The following is a 23661-nucleotide window of genomic DNA, read 5'->3' on the forward strand; positions in this document are numbered from 1 at the left end:
CAAGGCGGGCAAGGCGGGCAAGGCGGGCAAGGCGGGCAAGGCGGGCAAGGCGGGCAAGGCGGGCAAGGCGGGCAAGGCGGGCAAGGCGGGCAAGGCGGGCAAGGAAGACGCTGCGGCGGCGGCCGACCGCGTCCTTCGGCCGGAAAGGTCAGCTGGGCACCACGTCGCGAACAGTCGAGAATGGGTGCCATGACGGCCCGCCATCCCGACGGCGCGACAGCGACAGCGCCCAGCGCGCGACCGGACGTGAATCGGTCCGAGCCGCCCGTACGTACGGATCCGGTCTGGTACGCCGCGTACGGCTCGAATATGAGTCTGGCCAGGCTGCGGACCTATCTTCGCGGTGGCAAGCCCGCAGGAGGAACACTCACCCTGCCCGGCTGCCGCGACAACGCCGACCCGATCCGCTCGACGCCCCTCTCGCTCCGGGGCGTGCTGTATTTCGCCACCGAATCGTTGACCTGGACCGGCGGCCGCGCTTTCTACGACCCCGACTGCCCGGGCGAGATGGCCGTGCACGCTCACTTGCTCACCGCCGCCCAGTTCTCCGACATCGTGGCGCAAGAGATGTATCGCGCCCCGGAGGCGGACATGGACCTCAGCGAGGCGATCGCGCAGGGGACGACGACTCTCGGCCCGGGACGCTACGAAACGTTGGTCTGCGCGGGAACGCACGCCGGGTACCCGGTGCTCACCTTCACCGCGCCTTGGCGTTGTCGCGACGTCCGGGGCAATCCGCCCGCTGCCGCCTACCTGCGGTATCTGGCCGCGGGCCTGCGCGCGGCACACGGCTGGTCCGCCCGCGCGACCGCGGGTTATCTCGCCACTCGGCCCGGCGCCGACCGGCGCTGGACCCCCGAGACGGTCCATGCTCTGCTCGGCGACGACGAGGTGGTGCGCCGAACTTATGAGGAGACCGCGGCCGCGCCCGCCCACGCACCGATCGGCGATTCGTCCTCGGAATCCCGGTAGCTCCGGGCGACCAACGCCGCACGCAGGTACCACACCCCGGACGCCTGGGCGGGGTCGAAACCGGTGAGCTGACCGATGCGCTTGAGCCGGTAGTCCACGGTGTTAGTGTGGATGTGCAGCGAGCGCGCCGTGCGCTGGCGATTGAGATTCGTGCCGATATGACGTTTGAGCGTCTCGAGTAGTTCGGGGTGCTCGTCGAGTGGGTCGAGCAGTGTGCGCAGGGTTTCCAGTCCGGGTCCGGGCCGGGTGAGCTGATATTCGAGCGCGAGGTCGTCGAAGCGGAACAGCCCGCGGGTCCAGCGCAGCCGTTGCACCATGTCCAGCAACTCGTGCGCGCGGTCGGCGGCCGTCGGCACCTCGACCGGGGTCGCGGCGATCACCGTCGCGACGATCGGCACCTGCGCGGCACGGCCGAGGCTGTCCACCAGTTCGTCCAGCGCCTTGTCCTCCGACGACGCGGACGGTAGCAGGATGGTGCCGCCGTCGACGCTGAGCAGCGACAACACCGATTCACCGCAGCGGGTGGCGAGTTCGGATTGCACTCGGCGCAGCTTCCGCCGCGCGACCACCGCACCGTCGAGATGCGGGTTGCGTTCCTCCGGGTGCGGCGGAATTGCCAGGGCCACAACGGAATACGAGTCGGCGATCTGGATTCCGCATTCGCGGGCCATGGTGAAGGTCGGGTGCCCGCCGAGCAGGGCCGAAGCGAGGGTGTGCGCGGCCGTGTGGTGCTCGCCGACCACGGCGCGCAACTCGGTCACGTAAGCCCGCGATACGGTCGAGGTGATGGTGTCCAGGATCTCCAGCAGGCGGCGGCTGATCTCCTTGAGACTGTCGAAGTCCGCGGCGGTCGCGTTCGCCACGATCAGGTCGAAGCCGAGCTTGAATCCCTCGTGCACGGCATGGTGGATGGTGTCGATCGGAATGCCTTCTCGCGCCCAGCCCGCCGCGGCGTTGCGCAGCAGGAGGGTCTTCTCCGGGATGTCACTGCCGTCGAGCATGCTGACGGCCAGTTCCAGGCACAGGCGGGTGATGTTGGTGATGTCGCCGTTGAGCGCCTCACCGGGGAGCGTCCGGCAGTGCGCGACGGTCTCGATGAAATGGCCGACCATCTTGCGCGACAGATTCCGCACGTCCCGCAGTGAAGAACTGGCCGGGCGGCCCGACAGGGTCAGATCCGGGCCTGCCGAATCGGTGATGGACATGTGACTCCTTCCCTCCCCGATCGCGGAAAGTACTCCACGGTAACTTGACCGGGTCGGCGTGCCGAGGCCCGAGCCCTCGGTTGGGGACACCACCCGAACCGGGCGACGCGCGTCTGTGAAGCCTCACAAGTCGTAATCGCGCGGTCGAATTCTTTCGATCCCCGTCGTAACGTCGGTGGCAGCAGGGTCGCCGCGCGGAGGGAGGGCCATGAACATCGGCCCGCACGAAGAAGATCGGGACATCACCGAAGTGTCCGCGAGATTCACTCGTGGCGCCCATCGCGGCGGCCCCGACGCGCTGATCAGAATGGGCTTGGAACTGGCCCTGGTCCTGGTCGACGCGGCCGAGGCGGCGGGCAGTCTCGCGCTGGGCCGGTTCGAGCACGCGGCGACCCGATGCGCCCAGGCGGGCATCCCGATCGAAGCGGTGCACGCCGTCCTGCGCGACAGCGTCGACGCGGGCCTCGCCGCACCCGCCACGGATTCCCCGGGGCGGCGCACCGCGCGCGACCGGGTCGAGCCCGGCGTGCTCAGCGAATTCCTGGAGACGCTGAACTCGGTGGTGGCGCGCAGTTACGCCAACTGAGCGCGACCGACGCACCGGCCGCCGCTCACAGCGCCGCTACGAGCGCGGCGCTCTCCAGCGCGCATCCGTGGCCGATGGTGATGCCGGAGCCGCCGTGGCCGTAGTTGTGGACGACGGGCGTGCCGGGTAGCACGGCGGTGTCGAGTTCCACGCGGACTTCCCGGCGACCGGGGCGCAGTCCTACCACGGCGTCCAGCACCTCACTGCCGTCGAGCCCGGGGACCAGATCGCGGCAACGCCGCAGGATCGATCGGGTGAGGTCGGGGTCGGGCGCGGTGTCCCACTCGCCGGTGTCCAGCGAACCACCCAAGACGCAATCGTTCGCGCGCGGATGGACGTAGGCGCGACCGAGCGGATGGGCTTCGTCGCGGACCGACACCGACAGCCCGGGGTTCGCGACCCGCACGATCTGGCCGCGGATCGGATACGCCTCCGGGTCGCCCACCAACTCGGCGGCCCGCAGCCCGGCGCAGTTCACCACGACGTCCGGCGACAGGTCCGCGAGATCGTCGAGGCTCCGCACAGCACGCAGCACGCGACGCGCGCCTGCCGCGTCCACCTGCGCGCTCAAGAACGGCAAGTAGGTCGGCATCTCCACCAAAGGAACTTCGAAACGGAACCCGAATCCGTAGCCGGGAGGCAGGTCACCCCGATCGGCCGGCCGGAACGAGCGCACCGACCGCGACCACGCGGGAATCGCGGGCTCGTCGCGATACAGCGCCATGGACGCGCACATCCGCACGCCCGGCGCACCGGCGGCGGCCAGCGCCGCCAAGTGCTCGAAGGTCGTCTCGCTCCAGGCCAGCACGCGATCGGCGGGGCCGGCGGCGGTCGGAAACCAGACCGCGGCGGCGAGGAAGGACGTCGTCGCCGTGATCGGCGCGGCGCTGACGACGATGACCTCGTGCCGGGCTCGAAGCAGTTCGGCCGCGGTGGACAGACCCGAGATGCCCGAGCCGAGGACGACGATCCGCATGGGAGCGAGAGTATCGAGCCCTACCCGCCCAGCGCTGTTCCCGCAGCACCGCCCATGGGAGGCGCGGAGCGGTCGGCATCGTCGAGCGACGTGACGCCGGTCGTCACGGCCACTACGGCTCGCACAGGCTGCGGCCGCGGTGCCGACATCCGGCCGTTCCGAACGGCGTCGAGGCGCGGACGGCGACCGCTCGGCGAACCGCACGCGTTCGGTTGACTAGCGCGCCGGGCCCTGGGTATTGCCACCATATGGACGATGGGCGGCTGACCATCGGGGTGGAAGAGGAGTTCCTGCTCGTCGACCCGCGCACCGGCGAACCGCTGGCACGCAATGTCGAGGTGGCGCGTACCGCCGAGGAACTCGGCATCGACCTGCAACTCGAACTCACCCGTTGTCAGGTGGAGACCAGCACCGCGGTCCACAGCGATATCGGCGCACTGCACAAGCAGTTGCGCGACCTGCGCCGCGGCATCGCGGCCTGCGCCGAGCAAAACGACGCCCGCTTGCTCGCGGTCGGCATCCCGCCCACCGTCCCGCACGAGTTCCCGGTCACCGAGACCCCGCGTTACCAGCGCATCGAAGAGAACTTCGGCATGCTCGCCCACGAGCAGGGGCTGTCGGGCTGTCACGTGCACATCGGCATCCCCGATGTCGAAACCGCGATCCAGATCAGCAACCACCTGCGGCCGTGGCTGCCGCAGCTGCTCGCGATGACCGCGAACTCCGCCATCTACCGCGGCACCGAGACCGGCTTCGCCAGCTGGCGCAGCATCCTGTGGCGGCGCTGGCCCAGCGCCGGACCACCTCCGTACTTCGAATCCGCGCGGCACTACGAAACGATGGTCGCGATGATGCTCAACAGCGGCAGCATCCTGGACAAGCAGATGGTCTATTGGGACGTCCGTCCCTCGGTCACGTTCCCGACCGTCGAGATCCGGGTCAGCGACATTCCGGCCACCGTCGAGGAGACCGCGCTCTTGGCCGCGCTGGTGCGCGCCGTCGTCGTGATGGCGGAGAGATCGCTGGCGGCGGGGCAGCTCGCGCCGCAGGTGCCCGCGGAGATGTTGCGGGCGGCGTACTGGAAGGCAGCGCGTTCGGGGCTGGCCGGAGACGGCGTCGACCCTCGTGACGGCACGGTGGCGCCCATGCGCGACCTGCTGTGCCGGCTGATCGACTACGCCGCGCCCGCGCTGGAGGACGCGGGCGACCGCCGATTCGTCGACGAGGCGTTCGGCCGCCTGCTCGCGCGCGGTAACGGCGCGCACCGACAGATCGCGGCGCTGCGGGCGCGCGGGGAGATCGACGACGTCGTCGAGGAGGTGGCGCGCGCGACCCTGGAAGGCTGCGACCAGCCGGGCAGTTCCCGCGCGACACCGGCGACCGGAGCGCCGCTCAGCTGAGCACGACGGTGGCTATGCGCTGCGTGGCCGGCCGCGCCGGGCCGCGCTCGGACTCGAATCATCGATCGCCCGCAGGATCTTCGACTCGAGGGTGGGTGGCGGATTCACCGCGGCGGTCGCGCTCAGTGCCGCCAACGTCTCCCGGATACGCCGCACCGCGCCGGCGAACGCCGCGGCGGTGCCGGATTCCGCCGTCGCGACCCGGCTTTCGATGCGCCTGCGCTCGATCTCGGCCACCGCGTCCATCGCGTACGGGTACGCCAGATCGAGCAGATCAGCGCGGCACGGCTCGGCGCCCGTCATCGCCGGTCACCTTCGACCGGCCCGACCGGCGGGCCCGGGTGCGCCGATCGCGGTCTCGCCGCGACCTCGACGCGCGAACGGACCGCGGACTCCGCAGGCGTACGACCATGCGTGGATGGACCCGCACCGCGATCTCGGCGCACCTGCCTCGTGCCAACCCGCATGCCTTGACTTCGCGGCGCACCGTCTCGCGGATTGGATTCTCGCCATATTCGAACCGGAAACGGGTACCTCCCTCGTCCGCCGAAGTCGTTTCGATGGTTTCGGCCCGGAACGTCGGCGGACGCGTCGGAGCCGCCGCGCCCGTGCCCGCTTTCCGACGCGGAGGAGAACACCGATGCGCACCGAGCTCCGCGACGAGCGTGGTGTCCCGCTCGAACACGTCACCGTGGCGCTCGGCTGGGACCCGGCCGCCCGTTCGCGCTTCTTCGGCCGACGCGAGGAGATCGATCTCAACGTCGCGGCCTTGCTCTTCGCCGCGGACCGGCTCATCGACGTCGCGTACCACGAGCAGCTCAGCTGACCTCGTAGCGAATCGGCTTGCACCGCTACGGCTTCGGTTCCATCGCGAGCTACGGCCCCGCGGCGGCCGCTCCGCGCGTCGCACACCACTAACCCCGCCGGACCGGCCGCGGCGTCCGATTGGAATCCGGACGCGCGGGTAGTCGCCGGGCAGGAGGTGTGACATGCCGAAGGAGGTCTCATGACCGAGACGACACAGGTTCGCCCGCCCGCGAACGCACGGTCGGTCAGCGAACTGGTCGAGGACGCCACCACCCAGGTGTCCCGGCTCATCCGCGACGAACTCCAGCTCGCTCGCGTCGAGATGCGGGAGAAGGGCAAGCGGTTCGGCCTCGGAGCGGGCCTGGCGGGCGTGGCGGCGCTACTGGCGTTCTACGGCGGGGCGGCGTTGGTCGCCGCTGCGGTGCTCGGCCTCACCGAGGTGCTGCCGGGCTGGGCGTCCGCGCTGATCGTCGCGGGCGCGCTGCTGGTGGTCGCGGCGGGGCTCGGTCTGGCCGGGAAGAAGAGCGTCGAAGAGGCGAATCCGCCGATCCCGCAGGAAGCGGTCGAGGGCGTTCGCGAGGACATCGAGGTGATCAAGGACAGGAGGCGGGGATGAGTGACAGCCGACCCGGGGCCGGCCGGCCCACCGACGACGTCGCGGCCCTGCGGCGCGACCGCGACCAGGCCAGGGCGGATCTCGGCCGGACGGTCGAAGAGCTCGGCCACAAACTCGATGTGCCCGCGCGCAGCAAGGAGAAGGCGCACGACGCCGTCGAGGCGACTCAGCACGCGGCGTCCGAGGCGGCGCTCACCGTCGCGGACAAGGCCCAGCAGGCCAGGACGGGCGCGGCCGACCTCGCCCACCGAGTGGCGGCGGCCACACCGGAGCCGGTGGCCGAACGCGGCAGGCAGGCCGGCGGCGCACTGCGTGCCCATCCGATTCCCGCGGCCCTCGGCGCGGCGGTGCTCGCGGCCCTGATCTGGCAGATCGTGCGGAGGCAGCGATGAAGACGCTCTACAAACCACTCGGCATGCTGATCAGCGTGCTCGGCGGCCTCGCCGCGAACGCCGTGTTCACCAAGGTGTGGAAGCAGATCACCGGTGAGGGGCAGGCCCCGACGTCGACGGCGCGGGAGCATTCCTGGCGCGAGGTGCTTTTCGCCGCGGCATTGCAGGGCGCGGTTTTCGGCCTGGTCAAGGCCGCGATCGACCGCGCGGGCGCGAAAGGCTACGAATCGCTCACCGGCACTTGGCCGGAATAACGCGGCGCATCGCCGCAGCTCGAAATGACTGCCGCCGTGACTCGAGGTTCTCGAGTCACGGCGGCAATTCGGTGTGTGCGTCTGCACCCGGGCGTTATCGTGAAGCCGCACCCGTCACCGAGGTCGATCGTCCGCCTCGACCGTGCACGACGGCATGCTTCGTCGCACCGCTGATGGGGATCGGCCCCCTTCGGTCGGCTCTTGCGTCACGGCTCCCCCGAGCGACCGTCGGGGAGCTGTCGGACCGGCGCAACGAGTTCGTCCGGCCGCATGATACCGCCTGGTCGGAAGCGCGATCGGGAGCACAGTGTGATTAGCGCGCGACGGGATGGGGTAAGTTGGCCGCGGAGTGGTCGCTCTCTGCGCCGAGAACCCGTGCGCAAGAGACGTGAACCGGAGCGGAGGTCGACGTGGCGTACTGCCGAGGACGCGTCGCCGGCACGGGAGGTGGATTGTGAGTTCCGAAAGCGCGCCCCGGGCGCTGGAGGTCGAGGTGCGGTCGGCGGAGGACACGGTGGTCGTCACCGTGCACGGCGAGATAGACATGGCGTCCGCGCCGCGCTTGCAATCGGCTCTCGACGAGGCGCTGCGCGACGCACCCGCCGCCGTTGTGGTGGACATGACCAACGTCGGGTTCCTGGGCTCCGCCGGGCTGAGCGTCCTGCTGGCGGCCTCGGAAGCCACCGGCTCCGGTGGCTTGCGCGTCGTCCCCAGCGACGCCGCGCGCAGGCCGATCGAGGTGACCGCGCTGGACCGGTTGCTCACGGTGTTCGACTCGGTCGAGGACGCGCTCGCGGTGAACGAGACCCAGGCGCCGAACTGAGCTTCCCGGCACCGCATCGGTGCCGCTCAGCCCGCGACACGGTTTCGACCCCGTGTCGCCGGGTATGTGACCGGTCGTCGGCACCGTGTCGACCTGAGCGCACCGGGAGGAGGCCGTATGGCAGAAACCCGCGAACACCGATTGGTGGGAGTGCCTGCGGTGGCGGCGTTGGCGGATCTCGGATTCGCCTCGGTCGCCTCGGGTGTCATCGCACGGCGCAGGCCGGTGCTGGGCCTACTGGAACGCACCGGAGCCGATGCCAGGGCGATCGAGCGCGTGCGGCAGTTGCGGCGCGAGTTCGGCGACGGCCCGGTCGAGCTCGTGGTGCCGGGTCGCCGGATCGTGGTCGTTCTCGATCCGCATGACGTGGGACGGGTGCTGGCCGACGCGCCGACGCCGTTCAGTCCGGCGAATCGGGAGAAGCGCGCCGCGTTGCGCCAGTTCCAGCCGCACGGCGTCCTGCTCTCGGAGGGACCGATCCGCGACCAGCGCCGCGCCGTGAACGAGGCCGCGCTGGACTCCGCCGAGCCGTTGCATCGCCTGTCCGGTCCGTTCGCCGAGGCGATCGCGGAGGAGGCGCGCGAGTTGATCCTGTCCGCCCTGCACCGCGGCCACCTGGACGCGCGGCAGTTCACCACGCGCTGGTGGCGGCTGGTGCGGCGGATCGTGCTCGGCGAGCGAGGACGCGACGACACCGTGCTCACCGACGAGCTCTCCCGGCTGCGCTCGGCGGGCAACTGGTCGTTCCTCGCGCCTGCGCATCGCAGGCAGCGCGACCAGTTCACCAATCGGCTGTACCGCCACGTGGAGTCCGCTTCGCCGGACAGTCTCGCCGGAGCGTTGGCCGCGGTGCCCGCGGGCGGCGCGACCGATCCGGTCGGGCAGATACCGCACTGGTTGTTCGCCTTCGACGCGGCGGGCATCGCGCTGAGCCGGGCACTGGCCGTGCTGAGCACTCACCCCGAGCACCAGGCCCGCGCACTCGCCGACGCCGTCGATCCGGAACGCGTCGACCTGCGCGGTTATCTGCGCGCCTGCGTCCTCGAGTCGGTGCGGCTGTGGCCGACCACACCCATGCTGCTGCGCGACATCACCGCCGATACCGAGTGGCGCGACGGCGACGAGCGCTTCACCATCGCCGCGGGCGCCGCGCTGATGATCGCGGTGCCTGCGTTCCACCGGGATGCCGAACTGCTGCCCTTCGCCGACCAGTTCGTCCCGGAGATCTGGCTGGACGGCCGCGCGGAGCAGTATCCCCAACTCGTGCCGTTCAGCGCGGGCCCCGCCGACTGCCCCGGCCGCAACCTGGTGCTGTTCGTCACCAGCACGCTGCTCGCACACCTGCTGAGCTCGGCCGATTTCCGGCTGCGATCCACCCCGCGCCCGAATCCGGACGCTCCACTGCCGGTGACCTTGAACAATTTCGGGCTCGACTTCACCGTCGAGCCGTGCATGACCCAAGCGGGCTAGGCGCGATCAGCCGCGCCACCGGAGGGAGACCGGGAGCGGCCGATCGCACCACTCACGCAGACGCGACTACCGGAGCGCGCCCGCGACACCGCCGATGAGGCCGCCGAGCACGCAGCCGGGGAACACGCCGATGATGAGGAAGATCAGACCGACCACGGCGCCGATGGCGCAGCCGATCAGCACGCCGCCCAGGGCACTCCCGGCGTCACCCACGAACTGCGGCGCACCCGGCTCCGGAATGGCGGCGCCGACCGGCGTCAGGGTCAAAGTCGTTGCGTCCGCGTTGATTTCCGGAGCAACCGCGACCTGCTGCCCCATCGCGGATCGCAGAGTGGTCGGCACCGTCGCCACTACTTCGCCGTTCGGCGCGAGCACGGTGATCACCTCCGGCGTGACCGCGAACGTGCCGGAGGCGAGCGTCAGCGTCGCGCTCGACCGGTCCGGCGCGACGACGACGGAGGAGGCCACGGCGTCGTCGCCGAGCGCGGGATCGTAGATTTCGGCCTGCCCGTAGGCGGTAGCTGCCGTGAGACCGGTGGTGGCAATGGTCAGCAGCGTGGTCGCTACCAATTTCCTGAACTTCATGAGCTTTCCCATCCTCAGCAGATTCGATCTGTCGTTACCTGGGTACAGCCATGGAACATCAGCGATTATAGACGTTCCACATCACTGCTTCGGACAGTTGGCATACCCAAGATGCTCTGCACGACAGCGTATTTCGTGACGAATCCGGAAAATGGGATGGGCGTAGCTACTCCAGCTCCCCTTCGGTCTCCAGATATACCTGCCGCAGCCGATCGAGCGTGTCCTGTTCGGGACGTTCCCACAGTTTCCGCTCGGCCGCCTCAAGCAACCGCTCGGCGATGCCGTGCAGCGCCCATGGATTGGACTGCTCCATGAACTTTCGGTTCGCCTCGTCGAAAACGTAGCTCTCCGTCAGCTTTTCGTACATCCAATCGGCCACCACGTTGGTCGTTGCGTCGTAGCCGAACAAATAGTCGACGGTCGCGGCCATTTCGAACGCGCCCTTATAGCCGTGCCTGCGCATGGCTTCGAGCCAACGGGGGTTCACCACCCGGGCCCGGAACACCCGTGCCGTCTCCTCCGACAACGTCCGGGTGCGCACGGCGTCCGGACGTGTGCTGTCGCCGATGTAGGCCTCCGGGTTCTTGCCGGTCAGCGCACGCACCGTGGCCACCATGCCGCCGTGGAACTGGAAGTAGTCGTCGGAGTCGGCGATGTCGTGCTCGCGGGTGTCGGTGTTCTTGGCCGCCACGGCTATCCGGCGATACGCGCCGCGCATGTCCTCCGCGGCGGGCGCGCCGTCGAGATCGCGCCCATAGGCGTAGCCGCCCCAGGTGGTGTAGACCTCGGCGAGGTCGTCGTCGGTGCGCCAGCTCTTCGCATCGATCAGCTGCAACAGGCCCGCCCCGTAGGTGCCGGGCTTGGAACCGAAGATGCGGGTGGTGGCGCGCCGCTGGTCGCCGTGCTCGGCGAGATCGGCCTGGGCGTGCGCGCGGACGTAGTTGTCCTCGTGCGGCTCGTCCAGATCGGCGACCAGGCGAATCGCGTCGTCCAGCAGGGCGAGCACGTGCGGGAAGGCGTCGCGGAAGAAGCCGCTGATGCGCACCGTGACATCGATTCGGGGACGGCCGAGTTCCGCGAGCGAGATCACCTCGAGCGTGCGGACGCGGCGGCTGGCCTCGTCCCAGACCGGCCGCACGCCCAGCAGCGCGAGCACTTCGGCGATGTCGTCGCCGGAGGTGCGCATCGCGGAGGTACCCCAGATCGACAGACCCACCGACCGCGGGAATTCACCGTGGTCGGCGTGGTAGCGCTCCAGCAGGGATTCCGCCATGGCCTGCCCGGTCTCCCAGGCCAGCCGGGACGGCACGGCCTTGGGATCGACCGAGTAGAAATTGCGTCCGGTCGGCAGGACGTTGATCAGGCCGCGCAACGGCGACCCGCTCGGGCCTGCCGGGATGAACCCACCGTCGAGCGCGTGCAGGACGCGGTCGATCTCCACGCCGGTCTGCCGCAGGCGCGGCACCACCTCCGTGGCCGCGAACCGCAGCACCAGGCGCACCTGCGGGTCGTCGGCGATACCGTCGACCGCCTCCGGCGACCAGTCCGCCGCCTGCAACGCCGCGACCAGCGCGCGGGCGCGAGCCTCCACGGCGTCCACGCGCTCACGCGCCTCACCTCCCGACTCGTCGAGGCCGAGGGCTTCGCGCAGGCCGGGCACGGTGCGCTCGCCGCCCCACAGCTGACGCGCGCGGAGCATGGCCAGCACCAGGTCGAGTTCGCTCTCCCCGGCCGGAGCGGAGCCGAGAACATGCAGGCCGTCGCGGATCTGCACGTCCTTGATCTCACACAGCCAGCCGTCGACGTGCAGCAGCATGTCGTCGAAGGATTCCTCGTCCGGACGCTCGGTCAGGCCGAGGTCGTGGTCCATTTTCGCGGCGCGCATCAGCGTCCAGATCTGCTGACGGATCGCGGGCAGCTTGGCCGGGTCCAGGGCCGAGATGTTGGCGTGCTCGTCGAGCAGCTGCTCCAGTCGCGAGATGTCGCCGTAGGTTTCGGCGCGAGCCATCGGCGGGATCAGATGGTCCACCAGGGTGGCGTGCGCTCGTCGTTTGGCCTGGGTGCCCTCACCGGGATCGTTCACCAGGAACGGATAGATCAGCGGCAGATCACCGAGAGCGGCATCGGTGCCGCAGGAGGCCGACATGCCCAGCGTCTTGCCGGGCAGCCACTCCAGGTTCCCGTGCTTGCCCAGGTGCACCATCGCGTCGGCGCCGAAACCCTCGGGCGCGCTGAGCCAGCGGTAGGCCGCCAGATAGTGGTGGCTGGGTGGCAGATCAGGGTCGTGGTAGATGGCTACGGGGTTCTCGCCGAAACCGCGGGGCGGCTGCACCATGAGCACGACATTGCCGAAACGCAATGCGGCGATGACGATCTCACCGGCCGGGTCGGCGGAGCGGTCGACGTAGAGTTCGCCCGGCGGCGGGCCCCACGCTTCGACGACGGCCTCGCGCAGGTCGCCGGGCAGGGTGTCGAACCAGGCGGTGTAGGTCGCCGCGCCGATGCGGATCGGGTTCCCCTCCAGCTGTTCGGCGGTCAGCCAGTCCGGATCCTGACCTCCGGCGGCGATCAGGGCGTGGATGAGCGCATCCCCGTCCTGTTCGTCCAGGCCGGGAATCTCGCCGGGTGCGCCCAGATCGTAACCCGCGGAGCGCATTTCGGTGAGCAGGCGGATCGCGCTTGCCGGGGTGTCCAGACCGACGGCATTGCCGATGCGGGCGTGCTTGGTCGGGTAGGCCGACAGCATGACGGCGATGCGCTTGCGTTCGGCGGGGATGAGACGCAGCCGCGCGTAGCGCGTCGCGATGCCCGCGACACGCGCGGCGCGCTCGGCGTCGGGGACGTAGGTGGACAGGCCGTCGGCGTCGAATTCCTTGAACGAGAACGGGACCGTGATGATCCGCCCGTCGAATTCCGGCACCGCCACCTGGGTGGCGACGTCCAGCGGTGACAGCCCGTCGTCGTTGGCCTCCCACTGGGCCCGGCCCGTGGTCAGGCACAGCCCTTGCAGGATGGGCACATCCAGGTCGGCGAGCGCCCCGACATCCCACGCCTCGTCCTCGCCACCCGCGGAGGCGGTGGCCGGCTTGGTGCCGCCCGCGGCCAGGACCGTCACCACCAGCGCGTCGGCGCGGCGCAGCGTTTCGAGCAACGCGGGTTCGACGGTGCGCAGCGACGCGCAGTACAGCGGCAGCGCCCGCGCGCCCGCCTGTTCGATCGCGGTACACAGGGCGTCGACGTAGGCGGTGTTGCCCGCCAGATGCTGGGCGCGGTAGTAGATCACCGCCACGGTCGGCCCATCGGGATGCTCAGCGGCGACCCGGTCCAATTCGCCCCAACTGGGCAACTGGATCGGCGGCTCGAAGCCGTGGCCGGTCAGCAGCACGGTGTCGGACAGGAAATTGTGCAACTGGCGCAGATTCTCCGGGCCGCCGGCGGCCAGGTAGTTGTGCGCGTCGGCCGCGACGCCGCCCGGGACGGTGGAGCATTCCATCAATTCGGCGTCCGGGGCGATCTCGCCGCCGAGAGCGACGAGCGGAATCCCGCTGGCGCGCAGCGCCTCCAGCCCGTCTTCCCAGGCCCGCTTGCCGCCGAGAATGCGCACGATCACCAGATCGGCGCCGTCGAGCAGGCCGGGCAGGTCGTCGACCAGCAGGCGAGCCGGATTTCCCCACCGATAGTCGGCTCCGCTGGCGCGGGCACTGAGCAGATCGGTGTCGGACGTGGACAACAGCACAATCACGGGTGGCAGCCTTCCTCGGGTGACGCGCCCATCGGGGGTTCGCTGCTCGCCGGGGAGGGTCTGGCTTTCCACAGTGGCGCGACCGCACCGGACTTTCACCGGTTTCCTCGTCGTCCGCCGAGCACGCCGATGCTACCTGCCGTCCGGATCGTCCTCGTCCACGCGCCCCGCTCGATCAGCCGCGACGGTCGCGGTCGCTCGCCCTGGCCGCCAAGAAGTCGTCCACGAGTCGTGCGCAGTCGGCGGTGCCGATCGGTTCGAGCCCGACCAGCCTGGCGAAGACGATCGGGCCGACGAGCTGGGTCAGCGCGAACGTCACGTCCGGATCACCGAGTTGGGCGCGCACATCCGGATCGCCGAAGAGCTGGTCGAACGGCTTGCGGGCTGGTGATCATCGGGATAGCGCTGGTCGCGCTCTCCCGCGTCGAGGTCGACACCACTTACGTCGACCTGCTCTGGCCGTTCCTGATCATGAGCACCGGCATCGGCCTGTGCACCGCGCCCGCGACGGCCGCGATCATCGCGGGCACTCCGGTGGAGAAACACAGCGTCGCCGCCGCGGTGAACGACGCGGCGCGCGAAGTGGGCGCGGCGGTCGGCATCGCCATCGCCGGTAGCATCCTGGCCGCCGGGTACAGCCACCGGATCGCACCCGCCCTGCCGCGGCTGCCCGAGCAGATTCGCGAACCGGCCGGCGACTCGCTGGCCGCGGCGCTGCAGGTCACCGAGCGGATCGGCCCGCAAGCCGCGCCCCTGGCCGACTTCGCCGAATCGGCCTTCGTGCACGGCGCCCAGCAGTCCGCGCTGGCGCTGGGCATTGTCACCTTCGTCGCCGCGGCCCTGATCGGGGTATGGGCGCCGGGGCGCTCACGCGCGACGGCGAAACCGGCGCCGACTCGATCGGAGACGCAACCGACGACGACACCGTGACGACCGCGCGCCGGTGACACCTGCACGACCGATCACACGACGGCCGTGCAGGATTCGCGCCGGACCTAGACCAGGTCGGCGTTCCCGTCGATCACCTTGAGGTGGTAGTGGAACCGGTTGACCCGCCACCCCTGCGATGTGCGCTCGACGCCGAGGGAGTAGCTGCCGACGAAGGTACGGGTCTTGCCCTCGGTCGCGGCATTCTTGACGTGCACCGCGATGGCGTCCGCGTGCACGCGCGCCGCGTCGCCGTCCAGATCGATGAGATGGTTGCCCGACTGGTGGTGCACCCCGTCGAGGTCGGCGAGCCCGGTGCGCCAATCCGCGATGATGTCGGCGGTGGCACGCTCCCCGACCGGCCCGCCGAAACCGCCGTCGAAATCAACGGTCGGCGTGAACACCTCCGCCGACAAGTCTTCCCAGCGCTTCTGGTCGGTGTACACGAACATCTTGGTGATCACATCGACGATGGCGAGCCGGTCGGCGAGAGTGGAAGTTTCGGACATACGCCGACCCTAGTCGGCGAGCGCGTCCTATGCCTTGCGGACTACCCCGCCCAGCAGCACCAGCCCGGTTTCCGGCAGGTCGTCGCCGAGCCACTGTTGCAGGGGAACCACACCGGGCTCGAGTATCTCGAACCCTTCGAAGAACGACTCGACCACGGCCGCAGACCGATAGACCACCTGGGCCGAGGATTTGGCGGTATCCGACGACGACTGGTCGATGAAGTCCGAATTGCTGTCGTCGGAGCCGTGCGTGAACGCCAGATAGCTTCCCGGAGCCAGGTTTTCCCGCAGCCGAGCGACGATCTCGGCCGGGCCTTCGTCGTCCATCACGAAATGCAGGACGCCGACGAGCGTGATCGCGACCGGCTCGTCGAAGTCGATCGAACCACCGCTGCGCAGCCGGTCGATGATGTCGTCCGGACGGCGAACGTCACCCAGCATCGCCCTCACCCCGTCCGCGTGCGCCAGCAGGGCATTGCAGTGCGCGTGGACGACCGGGTCGAAATCGACGTACACCACCCGCGCCGACGGGTCGGTCTTGTGGGCGACCTCGTGCACGTTCGGTGACGTCGGGATACCCGCGCCCAGATCGATGAACTGCCGGATCCCCGCCTCGGCGGCCGACTGGACCGCACGCACCAGGAACTGGCGACTGAACCAGGCCAAGGTTCGGGTATCCGGGGCGATGGACAGCATGCGGTGTGCGACCGCCCGGTCCACCTCGTAATTGTCCTTGCCGCCCAGAAGATAGTCGTATACCCGCGCGGAATTCGGCAGGTTCGGATCGACGCCCCGCGGTGCTCGCTCCATGCCGGACACCGTACCTCCCGATCGCCCCGAGTCATGATCCTAACAAAACAGTCGTGGGCCGTCGCCTCGGTTCTCGGCCCCGGAAAGGCACCCGCGTATCGAATGACATTGCGGGGAACGTTGTTTCACGCGCTGTCGAGCACGCACGCGCACGGACTCACTCGCCGCTCGTCCCGCCCGCCGCCAGCAACTCCGCTCGCGCCATCAGCTCATCCGCCACCGGGCGGGGACGGCGACCCAGACCACAGGCGCAAGCGAGGCCGTCGATCGGACGGCCCAGCGCGTTCTCGATGATCCGCAATGTCTCCGTCTGCTGTGCCTCGGTAGGAACGTCGTGCACGAACCCCGCGTAGAAATTCGTACCGGCGTCGAGGGCCAATTTCGCCAAAGGCGTATAGAATTCCGCCTTCTCCGATGGAGGTACGTCGCCCGCCGCGAGCGGACCGTGCACGTATTCCAGGACGCGCCCCCGCGGCCAATGGCCGACGACGGAATTGGCCAGATCGACCAGCGGCCGGGCATCGCGCAACCGGCCTCGTGCCTTGTTGCGCAAACTGCCGAGGCACAGGTGCACCCCGAAACGGGTGCCTTCGGGGGCGGCCGCGGCCAGGGCCGCGATCCCCTCCCCCAGCCCGAGCGCCCGATCGGTCAGCCGGTGCAACGGCTGCGACTTCGCCATGAGTACCAGTTCCGCGGTGGCTTCCAGCTGCACGACGACGTCGTCGCCTGCGAGCTCGCGAATGGCCGTGATGTCCCGCACGGTGGCGTCGAGGAAGGCGCGTCGATGCCGCCGCACACCGGCGGCTCCCATCGCGATGAACGTCAGCGTGAAATCGGTCGGCATGCCGATCTGGAGTGCGAGACCGGGCAGGTCGTGCTCGGCGCGCAGCGCGCGAAAGATCGGCAGCGCCTCCTCGGCCTCGCCGAGATAGCCGAGATCCATGGCTTCGCTGGGCAATTCGGCGCCCCGCGCGACGCGGTGGATCGCCCGCTGCCTGCTCGAGCCCCACGTCCCCTGTTTCTTCACCGCCAGGACCCCTTGGTCGACCAGGTCTTCGATGATCGGCTGGATGTAGAACTCGTAGCGCCGGGTCTCCCCCGTCGGCAGGGTACGCAATCGCGTCCCCGCACTGTCCAGCATGGCCCGCATCGCGACGTCCGTGCTTTCGGCCGGAAAACTTCCGACGAAGTGCACCGTCCGCGTACCCGCCCCTTGTCCCTTCGCACCCACGTTCCCGCGCTCCTTGTCCATCGCGTCGTCTCGGACATCCGCACTCCCGAAGCGTTATCGGGCGCGGCCGAGTAGACGCGTGCGGCATCAACTATGCGATAGCCACGGAACATTGTGCGCGGTATCGCCGTTCGCCGGGCAACCAGCGGCACGATCCGCCGGGACTGGCGGCATACGACCATGGACAGCACTCGCGATCGACGGCGTTCACGAATATCCGGAACCCGTGGGCGTCCGCGGCAACAAGTGGGTCGCACACCGAAATCATCTGGTGGAAAACGTTTTACGGACGCCACGCGTGACCGGATCCGGCGTCTGCGGGTATTGCGCGCGGCGAAGTTCACGCATAGCCTGCGTCGCGTGCGAACCTCGCTACGGTCGATCGCCGTGTCCGCGGCGGCCATACTTCTCTGCCTGACACCGAGCACTGTCCACGCCGAGGACACCGCGCCGGGTCGTTGCACAGCTGTCTCCATCCCCGTTCCGCTCGGCGAGATGGCCGGATCCTTGTGCACCCCCACGGCGCGCGCCACCGACACCGTCATGGTGCTGATCGCGGGTTCCAACTACAACGCCACGTACTGGGATTTCCCCTACGCTCCGGAGACCTACAGCTTCCGGCGGGCGATGAACGCCGCGGGCATCGCGACGCTGGTGATCGACCGGCTCGGCAACGGCGCGAGCACCCGCCCGCCGAGCACGCAGGTGACGGCGACGGTCTCCGCCCGTGCCCTGCACGACATCGTCCGGTCCCTGCGCGCCGGACTGGCGGGCACGCCCCCGTTCGGCAAGGTCATCACCGGAGGGCATTCCCTCAGCTCGGGCATCGACGTCCTGGAGGCGACCACCTACCAGGACGTCGACGGTGTCCTACTCACCGGTTACTCCCACGCGCTCAACGTGTCCGAGGTTCTCGGCGTCATCTCCACCTACCACCAGGCCGCCGAGGATCCGCAATTCGCCGGGCGCGGTTACGACGCGGGCTATCTGGCGACGCGACCCGGCACCCGCGCGGCCGATTTCTTCGCTCCCGAGACGGCCGACCCCGAAGTTCTCGCGGTGGACGAAGCCACCAAGGAGGTCTTTTCGCCGACCGAGTATCCCGACGGCCTGACCTCCACCCTTCCGCCGATGAGCAACTTCATCGATGTCCCGGTTCTCGTCGTCGACGGCAGTCGGGACCGGCTCTCGTGCGGCCCCGCGTATGCCGTCTGCGCGGATGCCGAGACATTGCGCGCCACCGAAGCGCCGTTCTTCGGCCCGGCGGCGCGACTACGCACCTTCGTGCTGCCCGGCAGCGGGCATTCGGTCAATCTGGCGCGCAACACCGCCGAATACCGGGCCGCCGTCGTCGACTGGGTGCGTTCGATCGGGCAGTGACCGGCCGTTCCGCCCGGCAGCCGCGTCCGTAGGCTGGAGTCGCTATGACACGACGTGCTCCTGATTCCTGCCCGGGCGTACTGCGGCTGCACGAGGCGGCCGACGGGCCGTTGGCCCGGATTCGCGTGCCCGGCGGTCGCGTGGAGCCCGCACAGCTACAGGCACTGGCGGAGGCCGCGCACGACCTGGCGGACGGCAACATCGAGCTCACCTCGCGCGGCAACGTCCAATTGCGCCGGGTGAGTGATGCCGGAGCGTTGACCGACCGGCTCGTGGCCGCGGGTCTCCTGCCGAGCACCACGCACGAACGGGTGCGCAACATCATCGCCTCGCCGCTGTCCGGCCGGATCGGCGGCCTGGCGGACGTGCACCCGCTGGTTCGCGCGCTGGACACCGGCCTGCTCGCGGCGCCGCGGCTGGCCGACCTGCCCGGCCGGGTGCTGTTCACCCTCGACGACGGGCGCGGCGACGTCAGCGGCCTCGGCCCCGACATCGGCGTGCACGCGGTCGGGGCAGACGAGTTCGCGCTGCTGCTGGCGGGCGGCGACAGCGGCCTGCGGCTGTCCGCCGCCGACACTGTGGACGTCATGCTCGCCGCCGCGCACGAATTCCTGGATCTGCGCGGCGCGGACCCGGGCCGGTGGCGGCTGCACGAGATCGCACACGGCGCCGAACGCGTCACCGGTCGCCTCGGCTCGGCACCGAGCGCCGCGAAACTCGAATTCCCCGCCGCACCGAGTAGTCCGATCGGCTGGCTGGAGCAGGACGACGGATCGGTCGCCCTCGGCATGGGTGTGCGCCTCGGCTCCCTGCCCGCCCGCACCGCCGAATTCCTCGCCGCGGTCGAACGACCGGTCTTCCTCACGCCGTGGCGCAGCCTGGTGGTCACCGACCTGGCGGAGTGGACCGCCGAGCAGGTGGTGCGCGTGCTCGCGCCGATGGGCTTGATCTTCGACGCCGACTCGCCCTGGCTGCTGGTCAGCGCCTGCGCCGGGCAGCCTGGCTGCGCGAAGTCGCACACCGACGTCCGAGCCGACGCGGCGGACGCCGTCGGCGCGGGCCGGGTGCTGCCGGGGCCCGCCGATCCGCTCGACCTCCCGCGGACGATGTCCGCCGCGGAGGTCGCGGTGGCCGGCCGCCAGCACTGGTCCGGCTGCGATCGCCGCTGCGGCCGTCCCCAGGAAGTCGTCACCGACATCGTCGCCACGAGCGAGGGTTATCGCGTCGACCGGCCGCCCCGCGTTCCCTGAGATCCCGGCAGGTCACCCGCCATGGATCTCGAGGGTGCAGCATTTGACGGAGCCACCGGCTTTGAGCAGCTCGGACATCTCGATCCCCACCGGGTGGTAGCCACGGGCACGCAGGGCTTCACTCAGGTCGGTGGCCGCGCTGCTGAGGAAGACGTTCGCGCCGTCGCAGACCCCGTTCAACCCGAGCACCGCCGCGTCCGCGTCGGTGGCCACGATCGCGTCGGGGTAGAGCTCCGCCAGCACCGCGCGCGCCGCCGGGCTGAAGGCGGGCGGGTAGTAGGCAATGGTCGCGGCGTCCAGCGGAAGCAGCACCGTGTCCAAGTGGTAGAAGCGCGGATCGACCAGTTCCAGCGACACCACGGGCAGACCGAAGTGGCGCGACACCTCCTCGTGCGCGGCAAGTGAGCTGCGGAATCCCGTCCCCGCGAGGAGCCGGTCACCGACCAGGAGGAAGTCGCCTTCGCCTTCGTTGCATTCCGCGGCGGCCACCAGGTTCGCCACGCCGGAGCGAGCGAACCAGGCGTGGTAGGCCGGGCCTTCCGCGGCACGCTCGGGGTGCGTAAAGCGAGCCGACATGGCGCGGTCGCCGACGATCAACCCGCCGTTGGCGGCGAACACCATGTCGGGCAGGCCCGCGACACCGGGCACCACCTCCACGGTGTGCCCGTGTTCGGCGTACGTGGCACGCAACCTTTCCCACTGCGCGATGGCCAGCGAGCGGTCGACGGGCTCGTCGGGATCCATCCAGGGATTGATGGAGTAGGTGACGTCGAAGTGGTCGGGACGGCACATCACGAACCGGCGCGGCGACGAACGGCGGGCGGTGGACTCGAGGGGGAGGGTGGCTACAGACGTCAACGGAACTCCCGGCAGTGAGCGTGGACTTTCAGCTGTCATGACGGTAAATCGCCTAGCATTGCGCTAGAAATGACGATTCATTGCGTATATAAGGCAAAAATCAGCGAGTTGTTGCGTAAGGCGAGAGAAGGTGTGACATGGACGACCTCGACCGGCGGATTCTCGAACAATTGCTGAAGAATGCGCGGGCTTCGTTCCAGGAAATCGGCGGCGTGGTCGGATTGTCCGCGCCCGCGGTGAAACGGCGAGTCGACCGGCTGGTGGCGGCCAAGCAGATCACCGGCTTCACCGCGCTGGTCAATCCCGCCGCGCTGGGCTGGAAGACGGAGGCCTACGTCGAGGTGTACTACCGCGACAACATCTCCCCGGCCGAACTCAAACGCAGTCTCGAACCGATCCCCCAGGTGGTCGGCGTGTGGACGATCGCGGGCGAGGCCGACGCGCTGGTGCACGTGATGGCCACCGACATGGCCGAGATCGAGGTGACCGTGGAACGGATCAGGGAGAACGCGCGCGTCGGGCGCACCCGCAGCGCCATCGTCATGTCGCGGATTCTCGAGCGTCCGCGGACCTGATCCGGCGGCCCCGCCCCCACGGTGTCCGGCCGCCGGGCCCGGGATGCGAAGCGCCCGACCCGGACCGATCTGTCCGGACCCGCACCCATATGGTGGACCGCATGTCCGACGTACGCGCCAGCTATCTGACCGACGGGGCCGAGATCTACCGTCGCTCGTTCGCGACGATCCGCGCCGAGGCCGATCTCAGCGGATTCCCGCCGGACGTGGCTCAGGTGGCGGTGCGGATGATCCATGGCTGCGGTCAGGTGGATCTCGCCGCGGACATCGCCTTCTCCCCCGGCGTCGTCGCCTCGGCACGGGCAGCGCTGCGCGCGGGCGCGCCGATTCTCTGTGACGCCACCATGGTCGCCTCCGGCGTGACCAGGAAACGACTGCCCGCCGACAACGAGGTGCTGTGCACCCTCGCCGACCCGCGCGTGCCGGAGTTGGCCGCCGCCAGGGGCACGACTCGCTCCGCCGCCGCGCTCGAACTGTGGCGCGACCGTCTCGACGGCGCCGTCGTCGCGATCGGCAACGCGCCCACGGCGCTGTTCCATCTGCTCGACCTGCTCGACGCGGGAGCGCCCCGGCCCGCGGCCGTGCTCGGCATCCCGGTCGGCTTCGTCGGCGCGGCCGAATCGAAGGACGCGCTGATCGAGTTCGGCGGCGTCGAATACCTCACCGTGCGCGGCAGGCGCGGCGGCAGCGCCATCACCGCGTCCGCGCTGAACGCGATTGCGAGCGAACAGGAATGAGCACTCCGGGCAAGCTGTGGGGCGTCGGACTCGGTCCGGGCGATCCGGAACTGGTGACGGTCAAGGCGGCCAACGTGATCGGCGCGGCCGACGTGATCGCGTTCCACAGCGCGCGCCACGGCCGCAGCATCTCCCGCCGTATCGCGGCGCCGTACCTGCGCCCCGGCCAACTGGAAGAGCATCTCGTCTACCCGGTGACCACCGAGACCACCGACCATCCCGGCGGTTATCAGGGTGCGATCGACGAGTTCTACGAACAGGCCGCCGAGCGGCTGGCCGAGCACCTCGCCGCGGGCCGCTCGGTCGCGCTGCTCGCCGCGGGCGACCCGCTGTTCTACAGCTCCTATATGCACATGCACCGGCGGCTGGCCGACCGGTTCGAAGCCGAGATCATCCCCGGCATCACGTCCGTGAGCGCGGCGTCGGCGACGCTGGGCACACCGCTGGTCGAGGGCGAGCAAGTGCTCACCGTGCTGCCCGGCACCATGCCGGTCGACGAACTCACCCGGCGCCTGCGCAGCACCGACGCCGCCGCGATCATGAAATTGGGACGAACGTATCCCGGTGTGCGCCAAGCGCTTACGGATTCCGGGCGACTCGCGGGCGCATACTACGTCGAGCGCGCGAGCACCACCGAACAGCGCGTGCTGCACGCGGGCGCGGTGGACGACGCCGAGGTGCCCTACTTCGCCATCACCCTCGTGCCGGGTCCCGAGCCGACCACGCCGCTGCCCCGCCTCGAAGAGGAGGCCGTTCAGCGTGACCGTGATGCGGAGGAGATCGGTGAGGTCGTGGTGGTGGGCCTGGGTCCCGGCGCGTCCGAGTGGACCACCGACGAGGTGCGCGCGGCATTGGCGGAGGCGACCGACCTGGTCGGCTACACCACCTACTTGAACCGGGTGCCCGAACGCCCGGGCCAGCGTCGCCATCCCAGCGACAACCGGGTCGAGTCCGAGCGCGCGGCCATGGCCTTGGATCTGGCCAAGCGGGGCGCGCGGGTCGCGGTCGTCTCCTCGGGGGATCCGGGCGTCTTCGCGATGGCGGCGGCGGTGCTGGAGGAATCCGCCGACCCGCAGTGGCGCACGGTGCCGGTGCGGGTGCTGCCCGGGCTCACCGCGGCCAACGCGGTGGCCAGCCGGGTGGGCGCGCCACTCGGGCACGACTACGCGATGATCTCGCTCTCCGATCGACTCAAGCCGTGGGAGGTTGTGGCGCAACGCCTTTCGGCGGTCGCGGCGGCCGACATGGCGATCGCGATCTACAATCCGGCATCCTCGCAACGCACCTGGCAGGTGGGCGCGATGCGGGATCTGCTGCTGGAGCATCGCAAGCCCGACACGCCCGTCGTCATCGGGCGCGACGTCGGCGGGCCCACCGAGTCGGTCCGGGTGGTGCCGCTCGGCGACCTCGACCCCGCGGAGGTGGACATGCGGACGCTGCTGATCATCGGCGCGTCCACCACCACGGCGCTGGAAACCGGTGCGGGCACCCGGGTCTTCACCTCCCGCCGCTACGGCCGCACGCGCGACGCGGCCGCCGGCGACGCGTAGTATCGC

The 23661-nt window shown here is 69.8% G+C and carries 26 protein-coding genes; 16 read left to right on the forward strand and 10 right to left on the reverse strand.

What is annotated here, in order from left to right:
- Together ACWEH3_RS20575 and ACWEH3_RS20580 are read left to right on the forward strand one after the other, a co-directional pair.
- A partial coding sequence (locus tag ACWEH3_RS20575; RefSeq protein ID WP_450020529.1) for a hypothetical protein occupies positions 1 to 193 on the forward strand: 193 nt, incomplete at its 5' end.
- Positions 190 to 972: a histone deacetylase gene (locus ACWEH3_RS20580; RefSeq protein WP_450020531.1), complete on the forward strand. Its 783-nt coding sequence runs from the start codon at positions 190 to 192 to the stop codon at positions 970 to 972. The genes ACWEH3_RS20575 and ACWEH3_RS20580, both read left to right, overlap by 4 nt.
- Here the strand turns inward: ACWEH3_RS20580 and ACWEH3_RS20585 are convergent.
- Positions 906 to 2177, reverse strand: coding sequence for a PucR family transcriptional regulator (locus tag ACWEH3_RS20585; RefSeq protein WP_450020533.1), 1272 nt, complete (start codon positions 2175 to 2177; stop codon positions 906 to 908). The genes ACWEH3_RS20580 and ACWEH3_RS20585 overlap by 67 nt on opposite strands.
- 208 nt (positions 2178 to 2385) lie before the next feature.
- Between ACWEH3_RS20585 and ACWEH3_RS20590 the strand changes: the two genes are divergently transcribed.
- On the forward strand, positions 2386 to 2763 hold the full coding sequence (locus ACWEH3_RS20590; RefSeq protein ID WP_355077627.1) for a hypothetical protein: 378 nt from the start codon (positions 2386 to 2388) through the stop codon (positions 2761 to 2763).
- 25 nt (positions 2764 to 2788) lie between these two features.
- Here the strand turns inward: ACWEH3_RS20590 and ACWEH3_RS20595 are convergent, their stop codons facing one another.
- Positions 2789 to 3739, reverse strand: a complete 951-nt coding sequence (locus ACWEH3_RS20595) for an FAD-dependent oxidoreductase (RefSeq protein ID WP_450020535.1) — start codon at positions 3737 to 3739, stop codon at positions 2789 to 2791.
- 248 nt (positions 3740 to 3987) lie between these two features.
- Between ACWEH3_RS20595 and ACWEH3_RS20600 the strand changes: the two genes are divergently transcribed.
- Positions 3988 to 5139, forward strand: a complete 1152-nt coding sequence (locus tag ACWEH3_RS20600) for a carboxylate-amine ligase (RefSeq protein WP_450020538.1) — start codon at positions 3988 to 3990, stop codon at positions 5137 to 5139.
- 12 nt (positions 5140 to 5151) lie between these two features.
- Here the strand turns inward: ACWEH3_RS20600 and ACWEH3_RS20605 are convergent, their stop codons facing one another.
- A complete protein-coding gene (locus ACWEH3_RS20605; RefSeq protein ID WP_450020540.1) occupies positions 5152 to 5442 on the reverse strand; it encodes an RskA family anti-sigma factor in 291 nt (96 codons plus the stop codon).
- A 337-nt stretch (positions 5443 to 5779) separates the two neighbouring features.
- On the opposite strand from ACWEH3_RS20605, the gene ACWEH3_RS20610 reads away from it, so the two are divergent.
- The 6 genes from ACWEH3_RS20610 to ACWEH3_RS20635 all read left to right on the forward strand — a co-directional run bounded on the left by ACWEH3_RS20610 (position 5780) and on the right by ACWEH3_RS20635 (position 9501).
- Positions 5780 to 5965, forward strand: coding sequence for a hypothetical protein (locus ACWEH3_RS20610; protein ID WP_450020542.1), 186 nt, complete (start codon positions 5780 to 5782; stop codon positions 5963 to 5965).
- 180 nt (positions 5966 to 6145) lie between these two features.
- On the forward strand, positions 6146 to 6562 hold the full coding sequence (locus ACWEH3_RS20615) for a phage holin family protein (protein ID WP_450020543.1): 417 nt from the start codon (positions 6146 to 6148) through the stop codon (positions 6560 to 6562).
- Positions 6559 to 6954: a DUF3618 domain-containing protein gene (locus tag ACWEH3_RS20620; RefSeq protein ID WP_450020545.1), complete on the forward strand. Its 396-nt coding sequence runs from the start codon at positions 6559 to 6561 to the stop codon at positions 6952 to 6954. The genes ACWEH3_RS20615 and ACWEH3_RS20620 overlap by 4 nt, the downstream gene beginning before the upstream one ends.
- Positions 6951 to 7208: a DUF4235 domain-containing protein gene (locus ACWEH3_RS20625; RefSeq protein ID WP_450020547.1), complete on the forward strand. Its 258-nt coding sequence runs from the start codon at positions 6951 to 6953 to the stop codon at positions 7206 to 7208. The genes ACWEH3_RS20620 and ACWEH3_RS20625 overlap by 4 nt, the downstream gene beginning before the upstream one ends.
- A gap of 454 nt (positions 7209 to 7662) precedes the next feature.
- On the forward strand, positions 7663 to 8031 hold the full coding sequence (locus ACWEH3_RS20630; protein ID WP_355077611.1) for an STAS domain-containing protein: 369 nt from the start codon (positions 7663 to 7665) through the stop codon (positions 8029 to 8031).
- A gap of 117 nt (positions 8032 to 8148) precedes the next feature.
- Positions 8149 to 9501 carry a cytochrome P450 gene (locus ACWEH3_RS20635; RefSeq protein ID WP_450020549.1) on the forward strand — a complete coding sequence of 451 codons (1353 nt, stop codon included), beginning with the start codon at positions 8149 to 8151 and terminating at the stop codon, positions 9499 to 9501.
- 66 nt (positions 9502 to 9567) lie between these two features.
- Here the strand turns inward: ACWEH3_RS20635 and ACWEH3_RS20640 are convergent, their stop codons facing one another.
- From ACWEH3_RS20640 to ACWEH3_RS20650, 3 genes are all read right to left on the reverse strand, one after another.
- Positions 9568 to 10086 (reverse strand): hypothetical protein, encoded by a 519-nt coding sequence (locus tag ACWEH3_RS20640; RefSeq protein ID WP_450020551.1) that lies wholly within the window; start codon positions 10084 to 10086, stop codon positions 9568 to 9570.
- 166 nt (positions 10087 to 10252) lie between these two features.
- Positions 10253 to 13828, reverse strand: a complete 3576-nt coding sequence (locus ACWEH3_RS20645) for a cobaltochelatase subunit CobN (RefSeq protein ID WP_450020553.1) — start codon at positions 13826 to 13828, stop codon at positions 10253 to 10255.
- Between the two features lie 175 nt (positions 13829 to 14003).
- Positions 14004 to 14174, reverse strand: coding sequence for a hypothetical protein (locus ACWEH3_RS20650; RefSeq protein WP_364428247.1), 171 nt, complete (start codon positions 14172 to 14174; stop codon positions 14004 to 14006).
- A 41-nt stretch (positions 14175 to 14215) separates the two neighbouring features.
- Here ACWEH3_RS20650 and ACWEH3_RS20655 point away from each other — a divergent pair, with 41 nt between their 5' ends.
- Positions 14216 to 14758, forward strand: a complete 543-nt coding sequence (locus ACWEH3_RS20655) for a hypothetical protein (RefSeq protein WP_450020556.1) — start codon at positions 14216 to 14218, stop codon at positions 14756 to 14758.
- Positions 14759 to 14823: 65 nt separating this feature from the next.
- Here ACWEH3_RS20655 and ACWEH3_RS20660 read toward each other — a convergent pair whose 3' ends face one another.
- The 3 genes from ACWEH3_RS20660 to ACWEH3_RS20670 all read right to left on the reverse strand — a co-directional run bounded on the left by ACWEH3_RS20660 (position 14824) and on the right by ACWEH3_RS20670 (position 17305).
- Positions 14824 to 15264, reverse strand: a complete 441-nt coding sequence (locus ACWEH3_RS20660) for a nuclear transport factor 2 family protein (RefSeq protein WP_450020558.1) — start codon at positions 15262 to 15264, stop codon at positions 14824 to 14826.
- Between the two features lie 27 nt (positions 15265 to 15291).
- A complete protein-coding gene (locus ACWEH3_RS20665; protein ID WP_450020560.1) occupies positions 15292 to 16074 on the reverse strand; it encodes an SAM-dependent methyltransferase in 783 nt (260 codons plus the stop codon).
- A gap of 157 nt (positions 16075 to 16231) precedes the next feature.
- Positions 16232 to 17305 carry a hypothetical protein gene (locus ACWEH3_RS20670; RefSeq protein WP_450020562.1) on the reverse strand — a complete coding sequence of 358 codons (1074 nt, stop codon included), beginning with the start codon at positions 17303 to 17305 and terminating at the stop codon, positions 16232 to 16234.
- A 360-nt stretch (positions 17306 to 17665) separates the two neighbouring features.
- On the opposite strand from ACWEH3_RS20670, the gene ACWEH3_RS20675 reads away from it, so the two are divergent.
- Together ACWEH3_RS20675 and cobG are read left to right on the forward strand one after the other, a co-directional pair.
- Positions 17666 to 18685 (forward strand): alpha/beta hydrolase, encoded by a 1020-nt coding sequence (locus ACWEH3_RS20675; RefSeq protein ID WP_450020564.1) that lies wholly within the window; start codon positions 17666 to 17668, stop codon positions 18683 to 18685.
- A 44-nt stretch (positions 18686 to 18729) separates the two neighbouring features.
- Positions 18730 to 19935, forward strand: coding sequence for a precorrin-3B synthase (gene cobG, locus ACWEH3_RS20680; protein WP_450020566.1), 1206 nt, complete (start codon positions 18730 to 18732; stop codon positions 19933 to 19935).
- A 12-nt stretch (positions 19936 to 19947) separates the two neighbouring features.
- Here the strand turns inward: cobG and ddaH are convergent, their stop codons facing one another.
- Positions 19948 to 20832 carry a dimethylargininase gene (gene ddaH, locus ACWEH3_RS20685; RefSeq protein WP_450020568.1) on the reverse strand — a complete coding sequence of 295 codons (885 nt, stop codon included), beginning with the start codon at positions 20830 to 20832 and terminating at the stop codon, positions 19948 to 19950.
- Positions 20833 to 20930: 98 nt separating this feature from the next.
- Between ddaH and ACWEH3_RS20690 the strand changes: the two genes are divergently transcribed.
- The 3 genes from ACWEH3_RS20690 to cobJ all read left to right on the forward strand — a co-directional run bounded on the left by ACWEH3_RS20690 (position 20931) and on the right by cobJ (position 23655).
- Positions 20931 to 21368, forward strand: a complete 438-nt coding sequence (locus ACWEH3_RS20690; RefSeq protein ID WP_063018151.1) for an Lrp/AsnC family transcriptional regulator — start codon at positions 20931 to 20933, stop codon at positions 21366 to 21368.
- Between the two features lie 101 nt (positions 21369 to 21469).
- Entirely contained in the window at positions 21470 to 22105 is a 636-nt protein-coding gene (locus ACWEH3_RS20695; protein ID WP_355077592.1) for a precorrin-8X methylmutase, read from the forward strand.
- Positions 22102 to 23655: a precorrin-3B C(17)-methyltransferase gene (cobJ, locus tag ACWEH3_RS20700; RefSeq protein ID WP_450020571.1), complete on the forward strand. Its 1554-nt coding sequence runs from the start codon at positions 22102 to 22104 to the stop codon at positions 23653 to 23655. Before ACWEH3_RS20695 ends, cobJ begins: the two co-directional genes overlap by 4 nt.
- Positions 23656 to 23661: the final 6 nt, after the last annotated feature.

This window comes from Nocardia sp. NPDC004718 (genome assembly GCF_053601535.1).